The sequence below is a fragment of the Paenibacillus ottowii genome, assembly GCF_006874425.1.
Lineage (GTDB): Bacteria > Bacillota > Bacilli > Paenibacillales > Paenibacillaceae > Paenibacillus > Paenibacillus ottowii.
In genome coordinates, this window is record NZ_VIJZ01000004.1 from 234,678 (window position 1) to 254,983 (window position 20,306).

General features: G+C 43.8%; 17 protein-coding genes. 12 read left to right on the forward strand and 5 right to left on the reverse strand.

The genetic code is table 11. The features are described from left to right. Window positions 1-56: 56 nt before the first annotated feature. Window positions 57-986, reverse strand: coding sequence for an ArsR/SmtB family transcription factor (locus tag FKV70_RS11240; protein WP_063209239.1), 930 nt, complete (start codon window positions 984-986; stop codon window positions 57-59). 511 nt (window positions 987-1,497) lie between these two features. Here FKV70_RS11240 and FKV70_RS11245 point away from each other — a divergent pair. From FKV70_RS11245 to FKV70_RS11280, 8 genes are all read left to right on the forward strand, one after another. After that, window positions 1,498-2,841 carry an ABC transporter substrate-binding protein gene (locus FKV70_RS11245; RefSeq protein WP_142612884.1) on the forward strand — a complete coding sequence of 448 codons (1,344 nt, stop codon included), beginning with the start codon at window positions 1,498-1,500 and terminating at the stop codon, window positions 2,839-2,841. 93 nt (window positions 2,842-2,934) lie between these two features. Beyond that, window positions 2,935-3,825, forward strand: coding sequence for a carbohydrate ABC transporter permease (locus FKV70_RS11250; RefSeq protein WP_013370548.1), 891 nt, complete (start codon window positions 2,935-2,937; stop codon window positions 3,823-3,825). 27 nt (window positions 3,826-3,852) lie between these two features. Then, window positions 3,853-4,695, forward strand: coding sequence for a carbohydrate ABC transporter permease (locus tag FKV70_RS11255; protein WP_019686936.1), 843 nt, complete (start codon window positions 3,853-3,855; stop codon window positions 4,693-4,695). Between the two features lie 86 nt (window positions 4,696-4,781). Continuing rightward, window positions 4,782-6,167 carry an arabinan endo-1,5-alpha-L-arabinosidase gene (locus FKV70_RS11260; RefSeq protein ID WP_142612885.1) on the forward strand — a complete coding sequence of 462 codons (1,386 nt, stop codon included), beginning with the start codon at window positions 4,782-4,784 and terminating at the stop codon, window positions 6,165-6,167. A 40-nt stretch (window positions 6,168-6,207) separates the two neighbouring features. Then, on the forward strand, window positions 6,208-7,176 hold the full coding sequence (locus FKV70_RS11265; RefSeq protein WP_142612886.1) for a glycoside hydrolase family 43 protein: 969 nt from the start codon (window positions 6,208-6,210) through the stop codon (window positions 7,174-7,176). Between the two features lie 344 nt (window positions 7,177-7,520). Next, window positions 7,521-9,629, forward strand: coding sequence for a class I SAM-dependent methyltransferase (locus FKV70_RS11270; protein ID WP_142612887.1), 2,109 nt, complete (start codon window positions 7,521-7,523; stop codon window positions 9,627-9,629). An 88-nt stretch (window positions 9,630-9,717) separates the two neighbouring features. Next, window positions 9,718-10,257, forward strand: a complete 540-nt coding sequence (locus FKV70_RS11275; RefSeq protein ID WP_142612888.1) for a GrpB family protein — start codon at window positions 9,718-9,720, stop codon at window positions 10,255-10,257. 123 nt (window positions 10,258-10,380) lie between these two features. Further along, the gene (locus FKV70_RS11280) at window positions 10,381-10,806 is read left to right on the forward strand and encodes a VOC family protein (protein WP_064796121.1); all 426 of its coding nucleotides are present in this window, start codon (window positions 10,381-10,383) and stop codon (window positions 10,804-10,806) included. Window positions 10,807-10,870: 64 nt separating this feature from the next. On the opposite strand, the gene nrdF is transcribed toward FKV70_RS11280, so the two are convergent. From nrdF to nrdI, 3 genes are all read right to left on the reverse strand, one after another. Beyond that, complete coding sequence (gene nrdF, locus FKV70_RS11285; protein ID WP_142612889.1) at window positions 10,871-11,836, reverse strand: class 1b ribonucleoside-diphosphate reductase subunit beta; 966 nt, start codon at window positions 11,834-11,836, stop codon at window positions 10,871-10,873. Between the two features lie 215 nt (window positions 11,837-12,051). Further along, entirely contained in the window at window positions 12,052-14,136 is a 2,085-nt protein-coding gene (gene nrdE, locus FKV70_RS11290) for a class 1b ribonucleoside-diphosphate reductase subunit alpha (protein ID WP_064796120.1), read from the reverse strand. Further along, entirely contained in the window at window positions 14,123-14,482 is a 360-nt protein-coding gene (gene nrdI, locus FKV70_RS11295) for a class Ib ribonucleoside-diphosphate reductase assembly flavoprotein NrdI (protein ID WP_064796119.1), read from the reverse strand. The genes nrdE and nrdI overlap by 14 nt, the downstream gene beginning before the upstream one ends. A gap of 408 nt (window positions 14,483-14,890) precedes the next feature. Between nrdI and FKV70_RS11300 the strand changes: the two genes are divergently transcribed. Genes FKV70_RS11300 through FKV70_RS11310 form a run of 3 tightly spaced genes read left to right on the forward strand, consistent with a single transcriptional unit; the run spans window position 14,891 to window position 17,100 of the window. Next, on the forward strand, window positions 14,891-15,256 hold the full coding sequence (locus FKV70_RS11300) for a DUF2500 domain-containing protein (protein WP_142612890.1): 366 nt from the start codon (window positions 14,891-14,893) through the stop codon (window positions 15,254-15,256). Window positions 15,257-15,313: 57 nt separating this feature from the next. Continuing rightward, a complete protein-coding gene (locus tag FKV70_RS11305) occupies window positions 15,314-15,874 on the forward strand; it encodes a GNAT family N-acetyltransferase (protein ID WP_142612891.1) in 561 nt (186 codons plus the stop codon). Between the two features lie 2 nt (window positions 15,875-15,876). Beyond that, a complete protein-coding gene (locus FKV70_RS11310) occupies window positions 15,877-17,100 on the forward strand; it encodes an MFS transporter (RefSeq protein WP_142612892.1) in 1,224 nt (407 codons plus the stop codon). A 63-nt stretch (window positions 17,101-17,163) separates the two neighbouring features. Here the strand turns inward: FKV70_RS11310 and FKV70_RS11315 are convergent, their stop codons facing one another. Continuing rightward, window positions 17,164-18,855, reverse strand: coding sequence for an ABC transporter substrate-binding protein (locus tag FKV70_RS11315; protein WP_142612893.1), 1,692 nt, complete (start codon window positions 18,853-18,855; stop codon window positions 17,164-17,166). Window positions 18,856-19,134: 279 nt separating this feature from the next. Between FKV70_RS11315 and FKV70_RS11320 the strand changes: the two genes are divergently transcribed. Then, on the forward strand, window positions 19,135-20,202 hold the full coding sequence (locus FKV70_RS11320; protein WP_142612894.1) for a LacI family DNA-binding transcriptional regulator: 1,068 nt from the start codon (window positions 19,135-19,137) through the stop codon (window positions 20,200-20,202). Window positions 20,203-20,306 lie beyond the last annotated feature (104 nt).

A 20,306-nucleotide genomic window follows, 5' to 3' on the forward strand; every position in this document is an offset into this window, starting at 1 on the left:
TGGCCGAAGACATGTATTCATTGAACACAGGCTTCGGCCTTTTGATCTGTGACAAGTCAGGAGTTGGAGTCATCCTCTCCATGTACATCGTAAAGCACGCGCACAAGCAGATCCTGACTGAAATTTCCGAACCTTTTACCAAAAATAGTGAGTCCCCCTTTGTTCTGCGATTGGTCGGATACGGATAAACGCAGCGTAATATCGCTTTTGTAATCAAGTCCGATATCGTCTATGGTGACCTCTGATATACGGCACCCGTCAATGAAGCTTCCTTGCTGATTGATGCGAATTAACTTTAGCATCCCGTATTGGTTCAAGTGTGGAGGCCACCAATCGGGATTAAGGACCCCGGGAACGGCCCCAAAATCGCCTGGGCTTGTCCAGTGACCGATGGCAATATCATTTATATGAAAACAAATATCAGACGGATAGTCCTCACAATAACACGGTGCTTCTGATCCAAGCTCTGCGGAAAATTGAATTTCGCTAAAGGATTGATTCGCTTTCAAGTAGTTAGGAATGCGGTATTCCAGAAAGCCGTCTGCCATCCAGATCATTTCAGAATCCAATCGCGCGGGATCTGCAAAATAGCGTGGATCGTCGAAATCACCGATAATGCTGTCTTTGGTCACTAATCCACAAGTAGGAACTGCCTGGTAGTTACTATAATGACCGATGCGAATTTCCACCTCATACACATTTTTTTGTTCTCTGCTACGCAGATCTACCATTAGTTTTTCCTTATTCAAATAACACATCTTTCGGGTCCCATGTTTACCGCTCACGGTATTGATTTCCACAAGTCCGCATTCTTCCAGCTTGCGAATATGCATCGTAATGGTACCGTTGCTTAAATGAAGCTTGCTTGCAATGTCATTCATACTTTGTCCCTGAACAGCAAGTAGCTCAAGAATTTGAATGCGGATTTCCGAGCCCAATGCTTTGAAAATATCTAACCCCGACATTAAGTTCTTAATATAAATCATATCTATAGCCCTTCCTTATCCATAATAATGTAATGTAAGCGCTTATATTTTTACTTTGATTTATGTTAAAATAAATTCATGAAGAAGTAAACTGCTTATCTGTAAATTTTTTTTACTAAAAAAGTGGAGGGGGTATTTGAATCTACAATAAGGTCTTTTTTATAAATATAAATCGTAAATAAGTTAAATTTATTAATTTTTAAAGCGAAAATAAACTTAAATACGACTTAATTTTGCTTTTTAGGTTACTTCAATCTATGTTTTATAATTATTTAAAAAGATTGAAAAATGCATTGACGAACCGTAGAAGGGCGTGCTATATTCTTTTTGTAAACGAATTCATTATTTATAAATGTAAATGTTAATCATATGGTACATGAGAGGGATGATAATCACAGCGGCAATCAACAACGGGTTGTGTACCGCACAGTTAAAGATTAGGCCGAGTGGTATAAAGTTATTTTAACATTTAATGTGTATGCGGTTTCATTTAATTTTAGGAGGGGTCGCGTTGACAAAGAAAAAAGGTTTTGCACTAACAATGGCTGTTCTGTTGTTGATGGTTGCTACACTGGCAGGCTGTAGTGGAGGAAGCTCCAGTAGCGATGGAAGCAAGGAATTGACTTTCATGTTCCGTGGAGGAACGGATGAGCAGAAGGCTTATAAGGATGTTATCAAAAAATTTGAAGAAGAACATCCTGGTGTAAAGGTTAAAATGGTCGTGACAGCAGCAGATCAATATGCTACAAAGCTTAGAGCTGCAATTACAGGTAACAATCTTCCAGATATCTTCTATTTTGCCCCTGGAGATTTGAAAGCTTATGTTAACAGTGGGGTGTTGAAGGATCTGACACCTTATATTGAGAAGAGCAAGGATATAAACCTCGATAACATTTGGAAATACGGTGTGGATTTGTATCGCTATGACGGTAAAATGGCCGGTCAAGGAAATATTTACGGTATGCCGAAGGACTTGGGTCCATTCGCCCTGGGTTATAACAAAACCATGTTTGAAAAGGCAGGCGTTCCATTGCCTGACAAAGACAAGCCGTATACATGGGATGAATTCATCAAGGTTAACCAGGAGTTGACCAAAGATACTAATGGCGACGGCAAGCCAGATCAATACGGTACAGGCTTTAACGTTCAATGGGCATTGCAAGCCTTTGTATGGAGTAATGGCGCTGATTGGCTGGATGAGAGCAAAACCAAAGTAACGATTGACGATCCGAAATTTGCGGAAGCGCTTCAGTTCTTTGCTGATATGCAAAACAAATATAAAATTACACCTGGCATTGAACAATCACAAACATTGGACACATATCAACGCTGGATGAAGGGCGAAATGGCCTTCTTCCCGGTAGGACCTTGGGATATGAGTACATTTGAAAAGCTGCCATTCGAATATGATTTGTTGCCTTTCCCAACAGGATCGACTGGCAAACCGGCAACATGGATTGGTTCTCTGGGTATCGGTGTTTCCTCTAAAACCAAATATCCGGATGAAGCTGTAGAACTGGTTAACTATCTGACTACTTCCAAAGAAGGCATGAAGCAGCTCGTAGATGCCAAGGTACAGATTCCGAATCTGCTGGATATGGCTGATGAATGGGCCAAAGATACAAAAACAAAGCCTAACAACAAACAGGAATTTATTGATATCGTAAATGACTATGGACGTTCTTTACCAGGAAACTATACGTATAACGCAGAATGGTACGATATTTTCTTCACAGATATTCAACCTGTGCTGGATGGCAAAATTACGGCAGCAGATTATGTGAAACAAGAACAACCGAAGATGCAGAAACTGCTGGATAAAGCGGTCGAGCAAGAGAAAAAATCACAGAAATAATGCGTAAATAGAGGAAAAAAGGATGATGTTAGTGGCTGAATATCATGCTGCTAACATCATCTTCATTCCAAATCAGAAACAGAGGTGAGCCCTGTGATAACCAAATCTAATCTCTACCGCAAAGAGAAGATATATGGATACTTATTTATTCTTCCGCCTATTCTCGGTCTGCTAATCTTCACGTTGTTCCCGTTTGTCTATTCGTTATACGGCTCTTTTACAGACTGGGACGGATTGGGTCAAATGAATTTTATTGGGTTCGACAATTTTAAGGATTTATTTAGCGATGAACTCTTTTATAAGTCGATGTACAATACTCTTTTCTTAATGTTGGGTATTCCAATCGGTCTTGTACTAGCTTTGTTGCTGGCACTGGGGTTGAATCGCAAAATTCCCGGTACGACGACATTTCGGGTGATTTATTATATCCCGGTCATTTCTTCGTTGGCTGCCGTTTCTATTATGTGGAACTGGGCTTACAACGGAGATTATGGTTTGGTGAACCAATTTCTTGAGCTGTTCGGTATTAAGGGACCTAACTGGCTGATGGATAAGGATACAGTCAAACCAGCCCTGATTCTCATGACCGTATGGAAAGGTCTCGGTTATACAATGTTGCTATATCTGGCTGCACTGCAAAGTGTATCCCGCTCTTATTATGAAGCAGCAGAGCTGGACGGAGCTAGCGGATTCCAAATGTTCCGTAATATTACATGGCCAATGGTGAAACCAGTAACCTTCTTCCTGGTCGTCACCAACATTATTGGTGGTTCGCAAATCTTTACTGAAATGAACATTATGACACCTACAGGGGGTCCGGAATATTCATCCGCCTCGATTGTCTTCTATATTTGGGATAAGGCATTCAAAAACCTGCAAATGGGATATGCCTCCGCGATGGCTATGATTCTCGGCATCTTCATTTTTATCGTAACTTTGATTCAATTTAAAATGAATGAAAAATCATCCTTTGATGGGGATTGATTTTCGCGGAAAGGAGTGAGGCTGATTATGTCCCATAGTCAAAAAACGAAAGTTACCAATATCATTATCTTTATTGTACTGGCGATTGGAGCGATTGCGATGATCGCACCGTTGCTTTGGATGTTGTCCACTTCGGTAAAAGAAAAGCAGGATGTCTTTGCACTTCCACCCGTATGGATACCAGAGGTGTTTCAGTTTGGTAAGTACAAGGAAATTTGGGAAGCAGGACCTCTGTTAAGCGGGATCAAGAACAGTGTGATTGTGGCTGTAAGTGTCACGGTTGTAGGTACTTTTACATCTAGTGTGGCTGCTTTTGCATTCGCGAAGCTGAGATTCCCTCATAAAAATAAACTGTTTTTGGCACTTATCGCATCCATGATGATTCCTTACCCAACAGTTATGATTCCACAGTTTATGATGTTCTCCAAACTTGGCTGGGTAGATACGCTGTTGCCGTTGATCGTTCCTGGCTTGTTCGGTAATGTAGTTATGATCTTTTTCCTGCGGCAGTATTTGCTCAGTGTACCGGATGCTATTATCGAAGCTGCTAAAATTGACGGAAGCTCTTATTTCCGACTTTATTCGTCGATTACGTTCCCGCTCATTAAGCCGGCAGTTGCCGCACAGCTTATTTTGTGGTTTATGGGCATTTGGAACGATTACTTGGCACCGATTATTTACTTGAACTCGCCAGAAACACAGACATTGCAGCTGGTGATTGCGAACTTTAATGCGACTTACGCCATTCAGACGGACTATCCGCTTATTATGGCAGCTTCCATTATAGCCTTGTTACCTGTATTGATTATATTCCTAATCTTCCAGAAACAAATTATTGAGTCGGTTGCCATTTCAGGGGTCAAGGGTTAATTGACACTTGCACTTGGACGATTCGGATGAAGGATGTAACACAGTCACCTTATGTATCGAGTAAAGGAAGGAGGAGAATAACAGTTATGGTTATGCTGCTAATGCTGGGTCTATCCGGCTGTGGGGATCACACTCCGGACCCTGTATATCCGCAGGCTCCACCTCCTGATCGTTTGTATGATCAAAGTACGATAGACGATGAACAGCGCTGGACTATTAACAATGCGCATGACCCGGCGATAATCAAAACCGATCAGGGATATTATGTCTATTCGACGGATGTAAGGACAGGTGGAGAGCTGAGGCCGGGTGTCATGGTGCGCAAATCAACCGACCTGATTCACTGGAGTTGGGTTCAGTATGCTTTGCCTGGCATCCCCAAAGAAGCGGGAGCATGGTCATCAGCTACCAATCTGTGGGCTCCAGATGTCATAAAGATGGGCGACACCTATCGAATGTATTATTCTGCCTCCACATTTGGCAGTACACGATCAGCTATTGGATTGCAAACATCCCATTCCCCAGAAGGACCATGGAAGGATGAGGGGCTGGTTGTTAAAACAGATGAACATGACAAGCTGAATGCAATTGATGCTAATCCGGTATTGGATGCCGAAGGAAATCTGTGGATGGTGTATGGATCATTTTTTGGCGGGATTTATATCACACCACTCGATCCCCAGACTGGAAAGCTCAAAGAATCAGGCTATGGTAAAAATATCGCTGCCAGAGATCGGGCAACCGAGGACGGAGCTATAGAAGGACCGTACATTGTGTACAATCCAAAGTTCCGTAGATACTACTTGTTCGTCTCGTATGATTCCTTGTTTGAGGACTACAATGTTCGCGTTGCTCGCTCGGATTCTATCACAGGTCCATACATGGATATGAATGGACATGACATGGCGAATACCAGTTATTTGCCTCAATATGAGATTGGTAACAAGGTGCTGGGTGGTTACCGTTTTAGTGAAGGAGAAGGCTGGGTTGCGCCAGGTCATAACTCCGTACTGAAGGACGGAGACGATTACTATATTGTACATCATGCGCGGGGAGAAACGGATAAAAGTTGGCCTTACTTGCATGTGCGCAAAATCTTGTGGACGGCTGATGGCTGGCCTGTCGTGTCGCCGGAGCGGTATGCGGGCGAAAGGGAGCAGGATATACCCCAAAGACTATTATCTGGCAACTGGGAGCGCATCGTGATCAGACAGGAAATAGACGGTCAGGTGGAAGCTGAACCGCTCCGTCTGGAGGACGGAGGACGGGCAACCAGCGGTTCTCTGGAAGGTCATTGGAATTTTGATGGCAGACGTACGCTAACAATGAATTGGAACAATTCATCTGAAGGAGTAAAGGAAGAGTTGCTATTGCTTCCTTCATGGGACTGGGAGCTTGGCCGTCATACACTAATTTTTACGGGTATGAACGAAAAGGGAATTTCCATCTGGGGTAAACGTATCAGCGATTAATCTTATGAACTACATACTACACATAGAGGAGAGAAAAACCATGAATCAAACTGTATCTTTTAATAATCCGGTCATTGAGCAACGCGCAGACCCTTGGATTTACAAGCATAGTGATGGATATTATTATTTTACTGGGTCTGTGCCAGAGTATGATCGCATTGAGGTACGGCGGGCACGCACTATTCAGGGCTTGAATACAGCAGAGCCAGTCCCAGTGTGGCATAAGTATGAAACAGGCCCGTTAAGCGCGAACATCTGGGCACCGGAAATTCATTATATTAACGACAAATGGTACATTTACTTTGCAGCAGCTCGTACCACAGAAACGAAGGAAGGTCTGTTCGATCATCGGATGTTCGTACTGGAAAATGCTTCAGCTAATCCTCTGGAAGGCGAATGGGTGGAAAAGGGACAGATCAAAACCCGTTGGGAGTCGTTTGCTCTCGATGCGACAACCTTCCAGCATAATGGAGTTCTATATTATGTATGGGCTCAGAAAGACCCGGATATCGTAGGCAATTCCAATTTGTACATTTCTGAAATGAGCAATCCGTGGACGCTGCGCGGGGAGCAAGTCATGATCTCTACACCAGAATATGACTGGGAAGTCATTGGTTTTAAGGTGAATGAAGGAGCTGCGGTTCTGAAACGGAACGGCCGGATTTTTATCAGCTATTCAGCTAGTGCCACGGACCACAATTATTGCATGGGTCTGCTGACGGCAGACGAGAATGCAAATTTGCTTGACCCGAAATCGTGGGCTAAGTCTCCTGTGCCAGTATTCTGCACGAATGAGGAGACAGGTCAATTCGGACCTGGTCACAACAGCTTTACAGTTGCTGAGGATGGTAGTGACGTTGTCGTATATCACGCCCGCAATTACAAGGAAATTACAGGTGACCCACTGTATGATCCGAATCGTCATACACGTGTTCAGCGTTTGAATTGGAATGAGAATGGAACACCTGACTTTGGTATTCCGGTACCAGACGGCGTTTCTGTTGGATAACCGAATCGGAATACGAATAGATGGTTGACAACGTGCCACACAGCGGCACTATAATTTTATAAACATCGCAGGAAAATGACTTTTCTGCGTATAACAACAGTAATAAGATATCTTCAGCCTTAGGGCTGGAAGGTATCTTTTTGCTTTTGCGAGACGAAACGAAGTTACGGGTACTTTAATTAGGGGATGCGAAACACAGAGAAATGTCAACAGAATAATTGAAACAAATGTTTAATATTTTCCACGAGGTGGAAGCTACAAATGTATGGTAAAGTGTAGGGTATATAAGATATTTTCCAAAGTCTCCTGTGCATACCGAATCCGAATCACACGAGGTGAGAAAAATGTTGCAATCGTTAAAAGCCATTGCTAATTACAGGAAAGAAAGTGATCTGGCCTGGGATACACCGACTTGGCTAAAGCTGCTTGTTTCGGCTGAGGAGCGTATTGTAAATTTGGAGCGCATTCGATCCATAGGCGAGTTAAAGGATGCTAATCCTGTGCTGGACTACGTGGAGCGTACGTTGCTTATTTTGGACGGACTTCCATTGTCATTCTGGGTTAAAGAGCTATTGGAGGATGTGTTGGTATGGTCTGAGACAGCCAAAGGAGGAACAGTCCGCGAACGGCTACGCTGGCAGCATGAGGGCATCAATTTATTTGTACATAATATTGGCTCCTCCCAACTGTATGTCAGACAGGCTCAAGCAGAATCCCCTGCTTACCCGCGCAACAGCATGACCCGGATTCTAATTGAAACGCATGGATTAATCGGACAATATATACGGGGAGAAATACCCTTTGCGGAAAATCGACTGCTGCTCGAAATCACTCGCAAGGGCTGGCTAAGCCCGGAGGAATTGGAGCTTGTGTTACGAGCACTGAACGAATGTATCATTGCCGGTGTAGACCCTGCATTATGGGAGCAAGTACGAGGGGAAGTAGAGGAGCTAATCGGCTGGATTGCTTGGGATAACGCACCTGTAGTCTGGAGTGTAAAGGAGCGATTGGAGAGATTGCGGTCGGTTTCGATTCATGCAGGGGAGCCGTTTGAGCAGGCTTACGCCGAGCTGGAGCGGGAGCTGAATGTAGAGAAGGCGCTGGCTCCGCTGGAGAATCGGACACTTTGGTATGTAGAATCCGCTTTGCAAGATTTTTCACTTCAAGAACTGGTCAAGGTATTCTTACTCACGTTGAGGGATGGCACAGGACAGGAACAGCCGGCAACGGTACGGCATATCAGTTTTGAATCGCTTATGAATACGATGTATTATGACTATCGTGGTGTTAAGAAAATTAACGTATACAAAAAACGAATGATAGAAAAATATTTAAGCTCACTGTCCTGGCAGGACATTTCAAAAGGAAAACGGAAGCATAATCCTCATTTGAGTGTAACCGTAGAGCATAAAGAGGAGCTGCCAAGTACCGTATTTTTTAATTTTGTATTTTCATCAGCTGCTGAAAAACTGATCGACTTTTGTATTGAGGCAGAAAAGACGCCTCTGTATGACAAAGCAGTTCTGCTGCTGTTTGATCTGTTTGGCTTACGTCGCGATGCTTATGATCGCTTTCACAATGAGGAGACGTACCTTACAGATATGAACCAGACCGCAGATTTCAAAAGGGTCATTCTGGATTATGTGACTGGAACCCGTATACTGGATATCGGACCTGGCGGGGGCGTACTGCTGGACCTGATCGAGCAGGAAAGACCAGACTCGAAGCCGTTGGGGCTTGATATTTCTGTGAATGTGATTGAGGCGCTTAAGCGTAAAAAGCAATTGGAGCACCGTCGTTGGGATGTCATCAAAGGTGATGCGCTTCAACTGGAAGAGTATGTGGAAACGGAGAGCATGGATACGGTTATTTTCTCTTCGATTCTTCACGAGTTGTATTCCTACATTGAACGAGATGGAAAAAGGTTCAATCCACAAACAGTGGAGGCTGCTCTGCGAAGCGCCTATCGTATACTTGCACCCGGCGGGCGTATTATCATTCGCGACGGTATTATGACCGAACCCGTAGAGCAGCGTAGACGAATTCGATTTTTGGAACCGGACGGAATGGAATGGCTGCTGCGGTATGGGCAGGATTTTGCGGGTCGTCCCATTGAAATAGAGCGCATAGGTGAGCATGAGGCTGTTTTGCCGATAAATGATGCAATGGAATTCCTATATACCTATACATGGGGAGCGGAAGCCTATGTGCATGAGGTGCAGGAGCAGTTTGGTTATTTTACTCCGTCACAGTATGAAGAGTGTATTCGTAACACACTTGGATCACAAGCGATCATCCGGGTGAGTCGCCACTATTTGCAGGAGGGCTATGCTGAAGCGTTGTCTAGACGTATTGAGTTCATGGATGAGCAGGGTCAGCCGGTTTCTTTGCCGGACAGCACCTGTCTGATCGTGATTGAGAAGCCAAATGATAGGGATAAAGTAACTGAATGATTTTTAATTTGAACAAGAGAATGCCTTCTAAGTTGTGTCACGCGCACTGGGAAGGCATTTTTTTTGGAAAACGTTTGGAGGTTCGTTCATGTCGGCACAGGTAGTGATATCCGAATATAATCCGCAGTGGGTAGCAGAGTATACCCAAGAACGAGCAAAAATAATTGAGGCTCTCGGAGGCGTATGTCTCGGCGTAGAGCATATCGGGAGTACATCTGTTCCTGGTCTGGGAGCCAAGGCTATTATCGATATTATGGTTGGAGTAGAAGATTTGACGTTTATTCAATCCGAGCAGCGAGAGCGTTTACTCGGTATTCAATATGAATATGTACATAAGCCTGATTTTCTAGAGCGAGCTTTCTTTCGCCGTGGAGAATGGGGGGCTGGGACTCATCATTTGCATATTTACAATTACCAAGGTGAGCATTGGGATAACCATCTGTTGTTCAGAGATTACTTGAAAACCCATCCTGAAAGCCTGCGAGCGTATGAGACTTTAAAAAGAGATTTGGCGCACCAATTCCAATATGACCGTGCAGCGTATACCGAGGCCAAAGGACCATTCATACGGCAGATCGTTGAGAAAGCGAAGCTTGAAAGACAAAAGCAGAGACAGATGAAATTATAGTATGGCACGGTGTTCGGGTGGATGAAGGCTAAAAAGATATTCTGTTTTTTATTTAAATTTTTTTGTATATAATACAAGAGAAATAGCTGACTAAACTCATCAAAAGAAGGGGCTGTGTGAAAGATGTCCAAACGTTTGATTCCTTACATCACTATGGATGGAAATGCCAAGGAAGCCATCGAATTTTATGAAAAGGCGTTGGATGCCCAACTGCTTTTTGTTCAAACCTTTGGAGAAATGCCGGAAAACCCCGATTTTCCCATTCCCGCTGAGGTCAAGGAACGTGTTGGACATGCTACCCTTAAGGTTGGTGAGACAGAGCTTATGTTTTCGGACACCTTTCCAGGATCGCCGTTTAGCAGCGGGAACCAGGTGAGCATCTGTATTACAACTGACAGTGTGGAGCAATCCCAAAAAATGTTTGATGCTCTACAGCAAGGAGGACAGGTGGGAATGCCTTTGCAAGAAACCCATTTTAGTCCGGCTTATGGGAATGTAACAGACAAGTTTGGTGTCACCTTTCAAATTTTCACAGAGGTTCGATCTTAACAAATAGAAAACGGCCGGATTCGCTGCTTTAGCGATCTGGCCGTTTTTTGTATATTCCCCTTACTTATACGCCAAAGTTAAAATCATCATCTGTCAGTGGCTCTACATTCATCGCCCGTACATAACCGTTTCCTTTTTTAGAAAAGAAATCGTGCTGCTTGGTGTGGGTGCTGATACCGTTGAATACGATGGGATTGACTTCTTCTTCTTCAAAAAGTGGATCAAAGCCCAGGTTCATCATGGCCTTGTTGGCGTTGTAGCGCAAGAAGACTTTAACATCGTCTACAAGTCCAATAGGGGTATAAATTTGCTCGGTATACTGTTCTTCGTTATTGTGCAAGTAGCGCAGCAAGCCTACCAGCGTCTGATAGAGATCACGTTGTTCTTCCTCGTCCAGTTCTGCATAAATTTCCTGTGCCAGTACACCTACGTAGACGCCGTGAATACTTTCATCCCGTAGGATCAGATCGATAATTTCCCCACTGCATGTCAACTTGCCCTGACCTGCCAGATAGAGAGGGTAGAAGAAGCCGCTATAAAATAAGTAGCTTTCTAATAGCACCGACGCAGCCATCGCGAGATACAGGTCTTTCGGTGTATGAATGTTCATATAATACTGACGGATGGTTTCTGCTTTGGTCTGGAGATACGGATTTTCTTCCACCCAGCGGAATACACCGTCAATTTCTTCTGTGGAGGCTAGGGTTGTAAAGATGCTGCTGTACGACTTGGCATGAATTTGCTCCATCATCGCCATAAAGCTTAATACGGCTTTACGTTGCAGTCCGTCTACATGCTCCATAATTTGCGGCATACCCACACCGCCTTGAATGGTATCCAACAGGGTCAACCCGCCGAGCACCTTCATGTAGGCTTCTTTTTCGATATCACTGAGGGTTACCCAGGACATTTTATCGTCAGACAGCGGAATTTCATCATCCGTCCAAAATTGCATAATATTCTGGTTCCAGAACATTAATGTGAAATCATCGTCCGAACGGTTCCAGTTTACGGCTTGTATACCTGTCATTGTTAGCATTCTCCCTTCAGCTTGCGAGATTCCCTGGAAACCATATAGGAGGTTAACAGAGAGTCATCGTATGCTTGACATACGGAAGCTGTATCCGCGAGGGCCTTGTCCAATCCTATAAAGGTATGAACCACACGCTGGATACAGCTTCTAATGCCAAACATCCATATCTATTCAAAATCTAATTTATTGTATAGCTTGTTACCATGTATGCATTAGATGGAGCAAGTGAGGCACTCTTCCACAGACAGTTTTTTGGTACGTGTATAGTATAACGATTTGAGTCCTTTATGTGCAGCATACAGATAGCAACGGGCTAACTGACGCGTAGTCACGTCACTGTTCACATGAAGTACAGTCGAAATTCCTTGGTCCACGTGAGGCTGGATTTCAGCAATCAGATCAAGTACTTTGAATTGGTCCATTTGATAAGCGGATTTGTAGAAGAATACATTATCCTTTTGCAAATACGGCATTGGGTAATAAGTTGTCGAGTTCGCATAGGTGCGAGTTTCAATCTGCTCGACAATTGGCATAACGCTGGATGTTGCATTTTGAATGTACGAAATGCTGGCAGTGGGAGCAATCGCCATACGGTAGGCGTGGTACAGACCGTTCTTCATGACGTCTGCTTTAAGTTTGTCCCAGTCCGCTGGAGTCGGAATATAAATATCCTTGAACAGCTCTTGTACACGTGCCGTTGTTGGACGATAATCGGTGTTCAGATATCGGTCAAAATATGCACCTGTCGCATAATCCGATTCCTCAAATCCATAAAAGCTTTGTCCGGCTGCTTTTGCGATTTCCATACTCTTTTCGATAGAATGATAGTTCATTGTCATAAAGAAGGTACGGACAAAATCCTTCGCTTCATTGCTTTCATATGCAATTTTGTTCTTGGCAAGGTAGCCGTGCAGATTCATGACACCCAGACCCACGGAATGCATTTCACGGTTCGCTTTCGCAACACCTGGTGCATTAGCCACTTGGGTCATATCGCTGACCGAAGTGAGAGCAATCATACCCTCGTGAACGGACTCGCGGATTTTGCCGTGCTCCATCACATTTACAATGTTCAGGGAAGCCAGGTTACAGCTTACATCCCGGCGAATAATATCCTGTTGTCCATAATCGGCAATCTCAGAAGTTTCCTGCAGCTGGAAGATTTCCGTGCACAGGTTTGACATTTTGATTTGGCCCACGTTTTTAAGAGCATGTGCCTGATTGGCGTTACTCTTATTCATAATATATGGATAACCAGATTCCAACTGAATCATGGCAATTTTCGTCAGCATATCACGTGCGCTCATCGCTACTTTTTTCTTCACTCGATCGTCGGCGAGCAGCGTGTCGTACATTACATCCAAGTCCATGTCGTCCAAATGTGTTCCATAAGCTTTGAACACACTATAAGGAGCAAATACATGCAGCGGTTCGTTATCCTGAGCCAGCTTGTAAAAGCGGTTCGGCACCAGCAATCCGATCGACAGTGTCTTGAGGCGTACTCTTTCGTCAGCATTGATTTTTTTACTATCCAGGAACTCCAGCACGTCCCATCCAAAAATATTGTAATAGGCTGCGCCAGAGCCTTTGCGTTGCCCCATTTGGTCCGCATAGGAGAATCCGTCTTCCATCAGCTTGAGCACAGGCATAATGCCTTTGGCTGCCCCTTCTACACCTTTAATCGCTTCGCCGCGCGACCGCAGCTTCGACAGGTTAACCGCTACACCGCCGCCGATTTTGGATAATTGCATGCAAGTGTTCAGTACATAGTTGATCGAGTTCAGAGAGTCGTCCATTTCAAGCAGGAAGCAGGATACCAATTCTCCCCGGCGGCTTTTGCCTGCGTTCAGGAAGGTTGGTGTTGCTGGCTGGAGACGTTGCTCCATCATCGAACGGGCCAACAGGCGTGCCGTATCTGCATTGCCGCGTCCCAGATGCAGGGCGACAGCAGCCACCCGGTCAGGATAGTGCTCCAGATAGACTTTACGGTCATTACTCTTCATTGCATAGTCAGTATAGAACTTGGATGCTGCCATATAGGAAGGAAATTTAAAATTATAGCTATGAGTGATATGGAAAATATCATTAATTTCATCAGCCGTATAGCTGTTATAGAAATTCTCGTAATAATCATTTTCAATCATATACAGCACTTGAGCAGCTGTGTCAGCAAACTTCAAGCTCCGTTCTTGAACTTCCTTCATAAATTCTGCTACAGCCTCTTGGTCCTTTTCCAATTGGAAAAAGCCGTCAGTATCGCGTTTCATCAACATGTTGTTCAATTCAATATGCCGCAACTCGGCTCACCTCCTGCTTAAAACGCTCTACATCTCCGAACGTTCCAGATAATTCAAATTTGCTAATCACCGGGACATTATAATGGTCGGCAATCAAATCCGCACTTTTGGCAAATTTCTCACCCCAGTTACGGTTGCCGCTTGCAGCTACACCAACAAGGTTTTGTGCATTTTTTTTCAAAAAGGAAGATACCTTCTCAGGTATCTGCCCAAACCCGGTAGTATATGTAATGAGTACGTAAGGTTCTTCTATAGTCATTTGCTCCTCAATCTGAACCGCCGGAAGCTTGAGCTTGTTTATAAATCTTTTTACATTGCCAGTCTTGGAATCATAAGCAATCAGCATGGTGTGCAACCTCCTTAACAATTAACGAAAAAAAGAAAACGGCATTGCCAAGAGACCCGTCATACCTGTAATCCCTTGCTGGCTGCGCCATTTAAGATTTTTGACTCTATATTTACATGTATTTTCATACCTGTATCTTCAAGATATCGGGCATAAATACGTTTTTTACACTATATTTAGAGTACATTTTCTATTTTATATCTATATATAGTTTTGTCAATCGGTCTAGAGAGGCTCAGAGGACCCAGATCCGGTGTAAGTCCAAGCAGGGTGCGGAAAAGAGCGAAAGAACTTTTTTTTCGTAAGTATGTTAAAAAAGTATTGGAGTTTTTGAGGCTTAGGATGTACGATTTGTCAATGGGCAATAGATTGGAAAATTTACATTTTACTGTAGAAAGGATGGAGTGGATGGGAAGTAGTTTTTTTATGGAATTTCAATCGTTTAATATGATCTTTTTTATCGTGTTTGGACTTATTGCTATTGTAATCATTACGGGGATTGTGAAAACGATCGGAGCAGGCCTTTCCAATCATGCAGCCGAACAGGTACAACGTTCATGCAAGGTTGTGGATAAGCGAACGAGAGTGCGTGGGGGATCGGGCGATTTTTCAGCTTCGACCGACTACTATATCACCTTTGAGTTTGAAGGAGGTGAACGTAAGGAGCTGAAGGTAAAGAGTACGGACTTCGGAATGATTGTGATCGGGGATCGCGGGGAGGTTCATTATAAAGGGACACGATTTTTGGAGTTTGTCAGAGTAGTGGAAGCGTAAAGTTGACCGGAAAGCTAGTGTACTATTTGAAAATACATATTAGGGAGGAAGCTGACGATGCCACATATCATTGGAGCACGAATTGTATTAAGAGAGTACCGCCAGGAGGATATACCTGATATCCGAAGATGGGTTAATGACCCGGCAATCACACATGGTTTAAGCGACGTATTTATCTATCCGCATTCACAGGCTAATAGTGAATCGTTTGTACAGATGATGATTGACGGCAACTCTGAAACCAAAGGTTTTGTTATTGCACATAAAGACACATTGGACTATATTGGACAACTTGATTTATTCAAAATCAACTGGATGAATCGCCACGCCACGTTTGGGATTGTGATCGGACGCGACAGTGACCTCGGCAAGGGCTATGGGCGGGAAGCGATCCGGCTGATACAAAAGTTTGCGTTTCATGCGCTGAACCTGCATCGGCTGGAACTGGAGGTGTATGCGTTCAATGAACGTGCACATCGTTGTTATCTGGCATGTGGCTTTAAGGAGGAAGGGCGGCTACGGGAAAAGCTATTCAGGGAAGGACAGTACTATGACATCATTCAGATGGGGATGTTGCGAAGTGAATATGAGGCTGTAGAGCAAGCGAAGGAATCCTGAAAGTGAGTGCGCATAAGCTATTTTACTCTGTCAGCTTTCTTCAATTTTTTATGAGTGAAATTACAGGGACTACGCTCATCTTATTTCTATTAGCTAAAGGACTTTCTCTGCAAAGTGCGAATTTCTTGCTAGTTGTATTTTTTGTAAGTATTTTTTTGTTTGAAATACCGACAGGAGCTATTGCAGACAAGTATGGAAGAAAAATTTCTGTTGTTCTGGGGCTTTGTTGTTTTCTAGTCTACAGTGTTTTGTTCGTTTGGACAGACCACATATGGCTGCTTATGTTCGCGCAAGTCTTTGGGGGGCTGGCAATATGCTTACAATCAGGTTCATTGGAATCCTGGGTTGTGGAAAACAGCGATAAGCCGATGGAAGTTCTTTTTACAACCTCTAATAGTATACAGTATATTTCGGGATTTATTTGCGGTCTGTTGGGGGCCTTCCTCGCAACTTTTAACTATTCACTTCCCTGGGTGGCCAGCATTGTATCTATTATCCTGTGTATTTTTCTATGCTGCTTTTATATGAAAGAGAAGAATATTACCCATCGAAAAACATCTGCTACTCGTATTAAAACGATTATCGGAGAAAGTGTCCGTATCGGTTTTGAAAATAAGTCGATCTGGATTGTGTTTATCATTGGTTTATTTATCAGCTTTTCGAATTCGGCGGGGAATACCTTTCAACAGCCACGTCTGGTCGGTCTTTCTGAACAAGGGATTTGGATTATGGGGCTGATTAAGGCAGGCTATTCACTATGTATGACTTTAGGAAGTTATCTGGTTCGAAAGCTAAACGCACGTTATAGTGATGTACATATACTTATGTATGCTTGCGGAATGATTGGGATATGGCTCATCTTAGCGGGTGCTTTCAACACCTTTTATCCTGTACTGCTTACCTTTTTAATTTATGAAATTGGGCGAGGGATGTACCCGGTTGCCAAACAAATATTTCTGAACAAAAGAATATCTAATGAGTATCGTTCAACTTTGCTATCTATGGATTCTGCCATTTCCCAACTAGGCATGTGCATTGGTTTAATCGTGACAGGCATCGTAAGCCGTAATTTTACCAATCTAGCTTCGGATCAAACACCTATTCAGATATCTTGGGTGCTGTGTGGCGGGATTGCATTGATTCCAATCTTTTTATTGTTTTATGTCCACCGGGTATCCAGGAAAAATAATAGCTGGAAAGAAAAGGCGACAAAGCAGAATATTTAATGGAAAAGGGGCTAAACAGGTTCTGGCTGTCAGCCCTTATCTATTTTTAGTAGCAATCGATTTCTACTTCTCCCCGTACCATAGCTTCAACCGATTTTGGATCAAGCCAGTGAAGATTTCTTCAGCCTTTGGCACGCCCGCCTGATCCAGCTCTTGGAGCATGCGATCATACACAGCATCGAATTGATCTGGTTTGGCGAGTACGGCCTCAGGAATCCGTTTGCGCACAATGTCCTGTGACTTCTGATAAATCACATTGTAGTTCGTAGTGGTCGGAACAGGCATGTTGTAGGCAGCTCCCCACTCTTTTACTGGAAAATCCTTTTCATTTGGGAACAGGTCTTTCCATGTCCGGGCATTATATGCCTGAAGAGACTCTTTTTCCGCTTTGCTATAATTTTCGGTAATCATCTCTGGATAATTGGTTGTATAGTAGTTGCCAGTTGGGTCCTTTACGCTATCGCCGTAATGTGGTCCCCATATCCAATACAAACCGATACCGGATTCTCTGCTAAAAGAAGCATTATCCTTGTTTTTACGTTCTTGCACAGCTGCAGGAATGACTCGTTTGCCGTTCTCTACATTGTAATGTTGGCCTTCAATTCCCCAATTACGTAAAATTTGTCCTTCGTCCGAGGCCAGAAAGTCCAGAAACTTGATAGCTCGCACTGGATTTTTGCATGAAGTTGTAATGCCAATCCCGGACGCAGTATCAAAACCAATGGGCTGGAGAGAATGATCTTCGTATTGCTCATTTAAAGTGACCGGAAAGTGAGCGTAAGTGTATTCATCCTTGCCTGCTGCCTTGAGCGCATTTTCGGCATCCTGGTAGTTCCATTCCTGATCAATCAATCCGATAACACGTCCTGCGGCGATTTTGGATTTGTACTGATCACTTTTTTGTACAAAAGTGTCCTTATCCAAGAGCCCTTCATTGTACATATGGTTTAACCAACGGAAATACTCCCGTTCTTCCGGACGTTTGTAGTGAAGAATGGCTTTGTGTGTTTTAGGATCAATATAATATTCGCCATCGTCTGGTCCGCCTGTAGCCGTAACTGCCGGGTTTGTCACAGTAATTTGCATTTTCCAGTCCTCGGCGTCGAGTGATAAGGGAATGGTAGGCTGGCCATTGGTAGTAGGATATTTGACTACATACTCTTTAAGTGCTTTTTCAAAATCTTGAACGGTGCGAATTTTGGGGTAACCGAGCTTCTTAAGGGCCTGATGCTGGATTTCGAAGCCGGCTTGTGCATCAAACGCGATGTGATCTACGCCCAAATTGGTCGGGATGGTATAAATGGCGGGATCTTCATTACTATATTTAATACGGTTAAAATAATCTCCATACACTTTCTTAATATTAGGACCGTATTTATCAATCAGGTCGGTTAAGTCAATGAGTGCGCCGGCATCGACCAGTTTTCCGATGTCTCCTTTGGGGTACACGAGATCAGGGTACTCTCCGCTAGCAGCCATTAAAGCAAACTTTTCCTCGCCTCGACCATTGACAGCATGCTCGGCATTTAGAGTAACACCTGTTTTCTTGGTAATTTCCTGCCCGACAGCGTCCTTCATGTTGTTCCAGTTGGAGCTTGCGTCACCGCCAAAGAACGTAAATGTAATGGGACTGGTGTCGTTGGGGTCTTCCTTTTCTGCCGTACCACCTGTTCCATTCGCGCAGCCCGTTGTAACGAGCAGCAACAAAGCCAGGAGCAGAATGGAGCTTTGTCGTACCGACCTGTTCGTGAACATCTGCAAATCCCCCTTAATAAGTATGATTTACACAATGTAAGTGCTTTCAATAGTAAATTGTAGGAAATAAATAACCTTACGTCAAGTCATTTATGCTGGTTTGTTATGTGTTTTGTTTTCTATTAAGCAAACATATTTAAATAAAAGGTGTGGATTTGTGCAAATCCATCGTTTGATGATCTAAAACAAAGTATGCTACGATGGTACCAGTTTATAGGCATACCTGAATATTTAGAAGACTAAGGTAGAAAAAGATTTCGAATAGGGTTGGGTGAGGAGATGCGTGGAAAAGTAACATTGCAGGAAATTGCGGATGCGGCGGGTGTTTCAAAGTTCGCTGTTTCGCGTGCATTGTCAGGCAAACCCGGTGTAAGTGAAGAGACGAGGGCATTGCTGGTTAAGCTGGCCGCCCAGATGGGTTATTTTCGCAGTCATCCCAAAATGACTGGGGTAGAGCCTCGGGACACGGATGCCAGAGAATGGTCAGGCACTGTGTTGGTGTTATTTCCGAATATCCGGCACCAGAACCGGGAGTCCAGGTACTGGGGACCTGTATTTGAAGGAATCTCCGAGCGTCTGAACCGTAAAGGATTGGATATGATTACGTTAACAGAGCCTTCAACAGACGATATGTTTTCTTTGCTGAATCCGGAGGCCATTAAAGGGATTATCACTGTAGGAACAATTTCAACTACATTATTACTGAACATTTATCGAATGGGGATTCCGGTCGTCATGGTGGATCATTGGGACTCTGCATTTTTAAGTGATGCGGTGTTTACGGATAATCGCACATGCATGAATGAATTAATGAAGGATTTGCTATGCAAGGGGTATGCCCACTTTCAATTTGTGGGTCATGTAGACGACGCTCACAGTTTCTATGAACGTTGGGAAGCTTTTCGGTCCGCACTGGAAATGAGCGGAGTAGAATTACGGCAAAACAAAGCTCTTATTTATGGGGGAGCGCAGGCGCTTGCTGAGGAAATGGACAAGTTGCCTGAGGATGAGCTGCCAGAGGTTTTTGTTTGTGCTAACGATGTGACTGCTTCGCAAGTCGTGGAAGTACTAAAAGGAAAAGGGATTGACGTTCCGAAGCGGTGCGGGGTGACCGGGTTTGACGATACGAATGATCAAATTCCAATTTATGCCACGGTGAGAGTGGATAAGGAACTGCTGGGGATGCGAGCGGTGGACCAGTTATTATGGCGCATCATGAATCCAAGCTCGCCTGTGGAAAAAAAGCTGCTGCACGCGGATCTACTCGTACGGGAAGTTCACGCGCCACGGATCAGCCGGGAAAATGATGATCGTGATCGTTCCTTTAGCACAATTAAATATAGTTGATGTCTGGATACGTGGATAAATTCGATCCGCAGTGAAGACGAAGATAGTCGCTTTTAACCTGTTTAGGGGTAGAGGGCGACTTTTATTTTGCATTTCACCGATTG

Excerpts from the sequence above, each read along its gene's own strand:
- FKV70_RS11255 (WP_019686936.1), top strand. The coding sequence starts at position 3,853 with ATGTCCCATAGTCAAAAAACGAAAGTTACCAATATCATTATCTTTATT.
- FKV70_RS11270 (WP_142612887.1), top strand. The coding sequence starts at position 7,521 with ATGTTGCAATCGTTAAAAGCCATTGCTAATTACAGGAAAGAAAGTGAT.
- FKV70_RS11265 (WP_142612886.1), top strand. The coding sequence starts at position 6,208 with ATGAATCAAACTGTATCTTTTAATAATCCGGTCATTGAGCAACGCGCA.
- nrdI (WP_064796119.1), bottom strand. The coding sequence starts at position 14,482 with ATGCTGATTGCTTATGATTCCAAGACTGGCAATGTAAAAAGATTTATA.
- FKV70_RS11300 (WP_142612890.1), top strand. The coding sequence starts at position 14,891 with ATGGGAAGTAGTTTTTTTATGGAATTTCAATCGTTTAATATGATCTTT.
- FKV70_RS11320 (WP_142612894.1), top strand. The coding sequence starts at position 19,135 with ATGCGTGGAAAAGTAACATTGCAGGAAATTGCGGATGCGGCGGGTGTT.
- FKV70_RS11305 (WP_142612891.1), top strand. The coding sequence starts at position 15,314 with ATGCCACATATCATTGGAGCACGAATTGTATTAAGAGAGTACCGCCAG.
- FKV70_RS11280 (WP_064796121.1), top strand. The coding sequence starts at position 10,381 with ATGTCCAAACGTTTGATTCCTTACATCACTATGGATGGAAATGCCAAG.
- FKV70_RS11275 (WP_142612888.1), top strand. The coding sequence starts at position 9,718 with ATGTCGGCACAGGTAGTGATATCCGAATATAATCCGCAGTGGGTAGCA.
- FKV70_RS11315 (WP_142612893.1), bottom strand. The coding sequence starts at position 18,855 with ATGTTCACGAACAGGTCGGTACGACAAAGCTCCATTCTGCTCCTGGCT.
- FKV70_RS11260 (WP_142612885.1), top strand. The coding sequence starts at position 4,782 with ATGGTTATGCTGCTAATGCTGGGTCTATCCGGCTGTGGGGATCACACT.
- nrdF (WP_142612889.1), bottom strand. The coding sequence starts at position 11,836 with ATGACAGGTATACAAGCCGTAAACTGGAACCGTTCGGACGATGATTTC.
- FKV70_RS11240 (WP_063209239.1), bottom strand. The coding sequence starts at position 986 with ATGATTTATATTAAGAACTTAATGTCGGGGTTAGATATTTTCAAAGCA.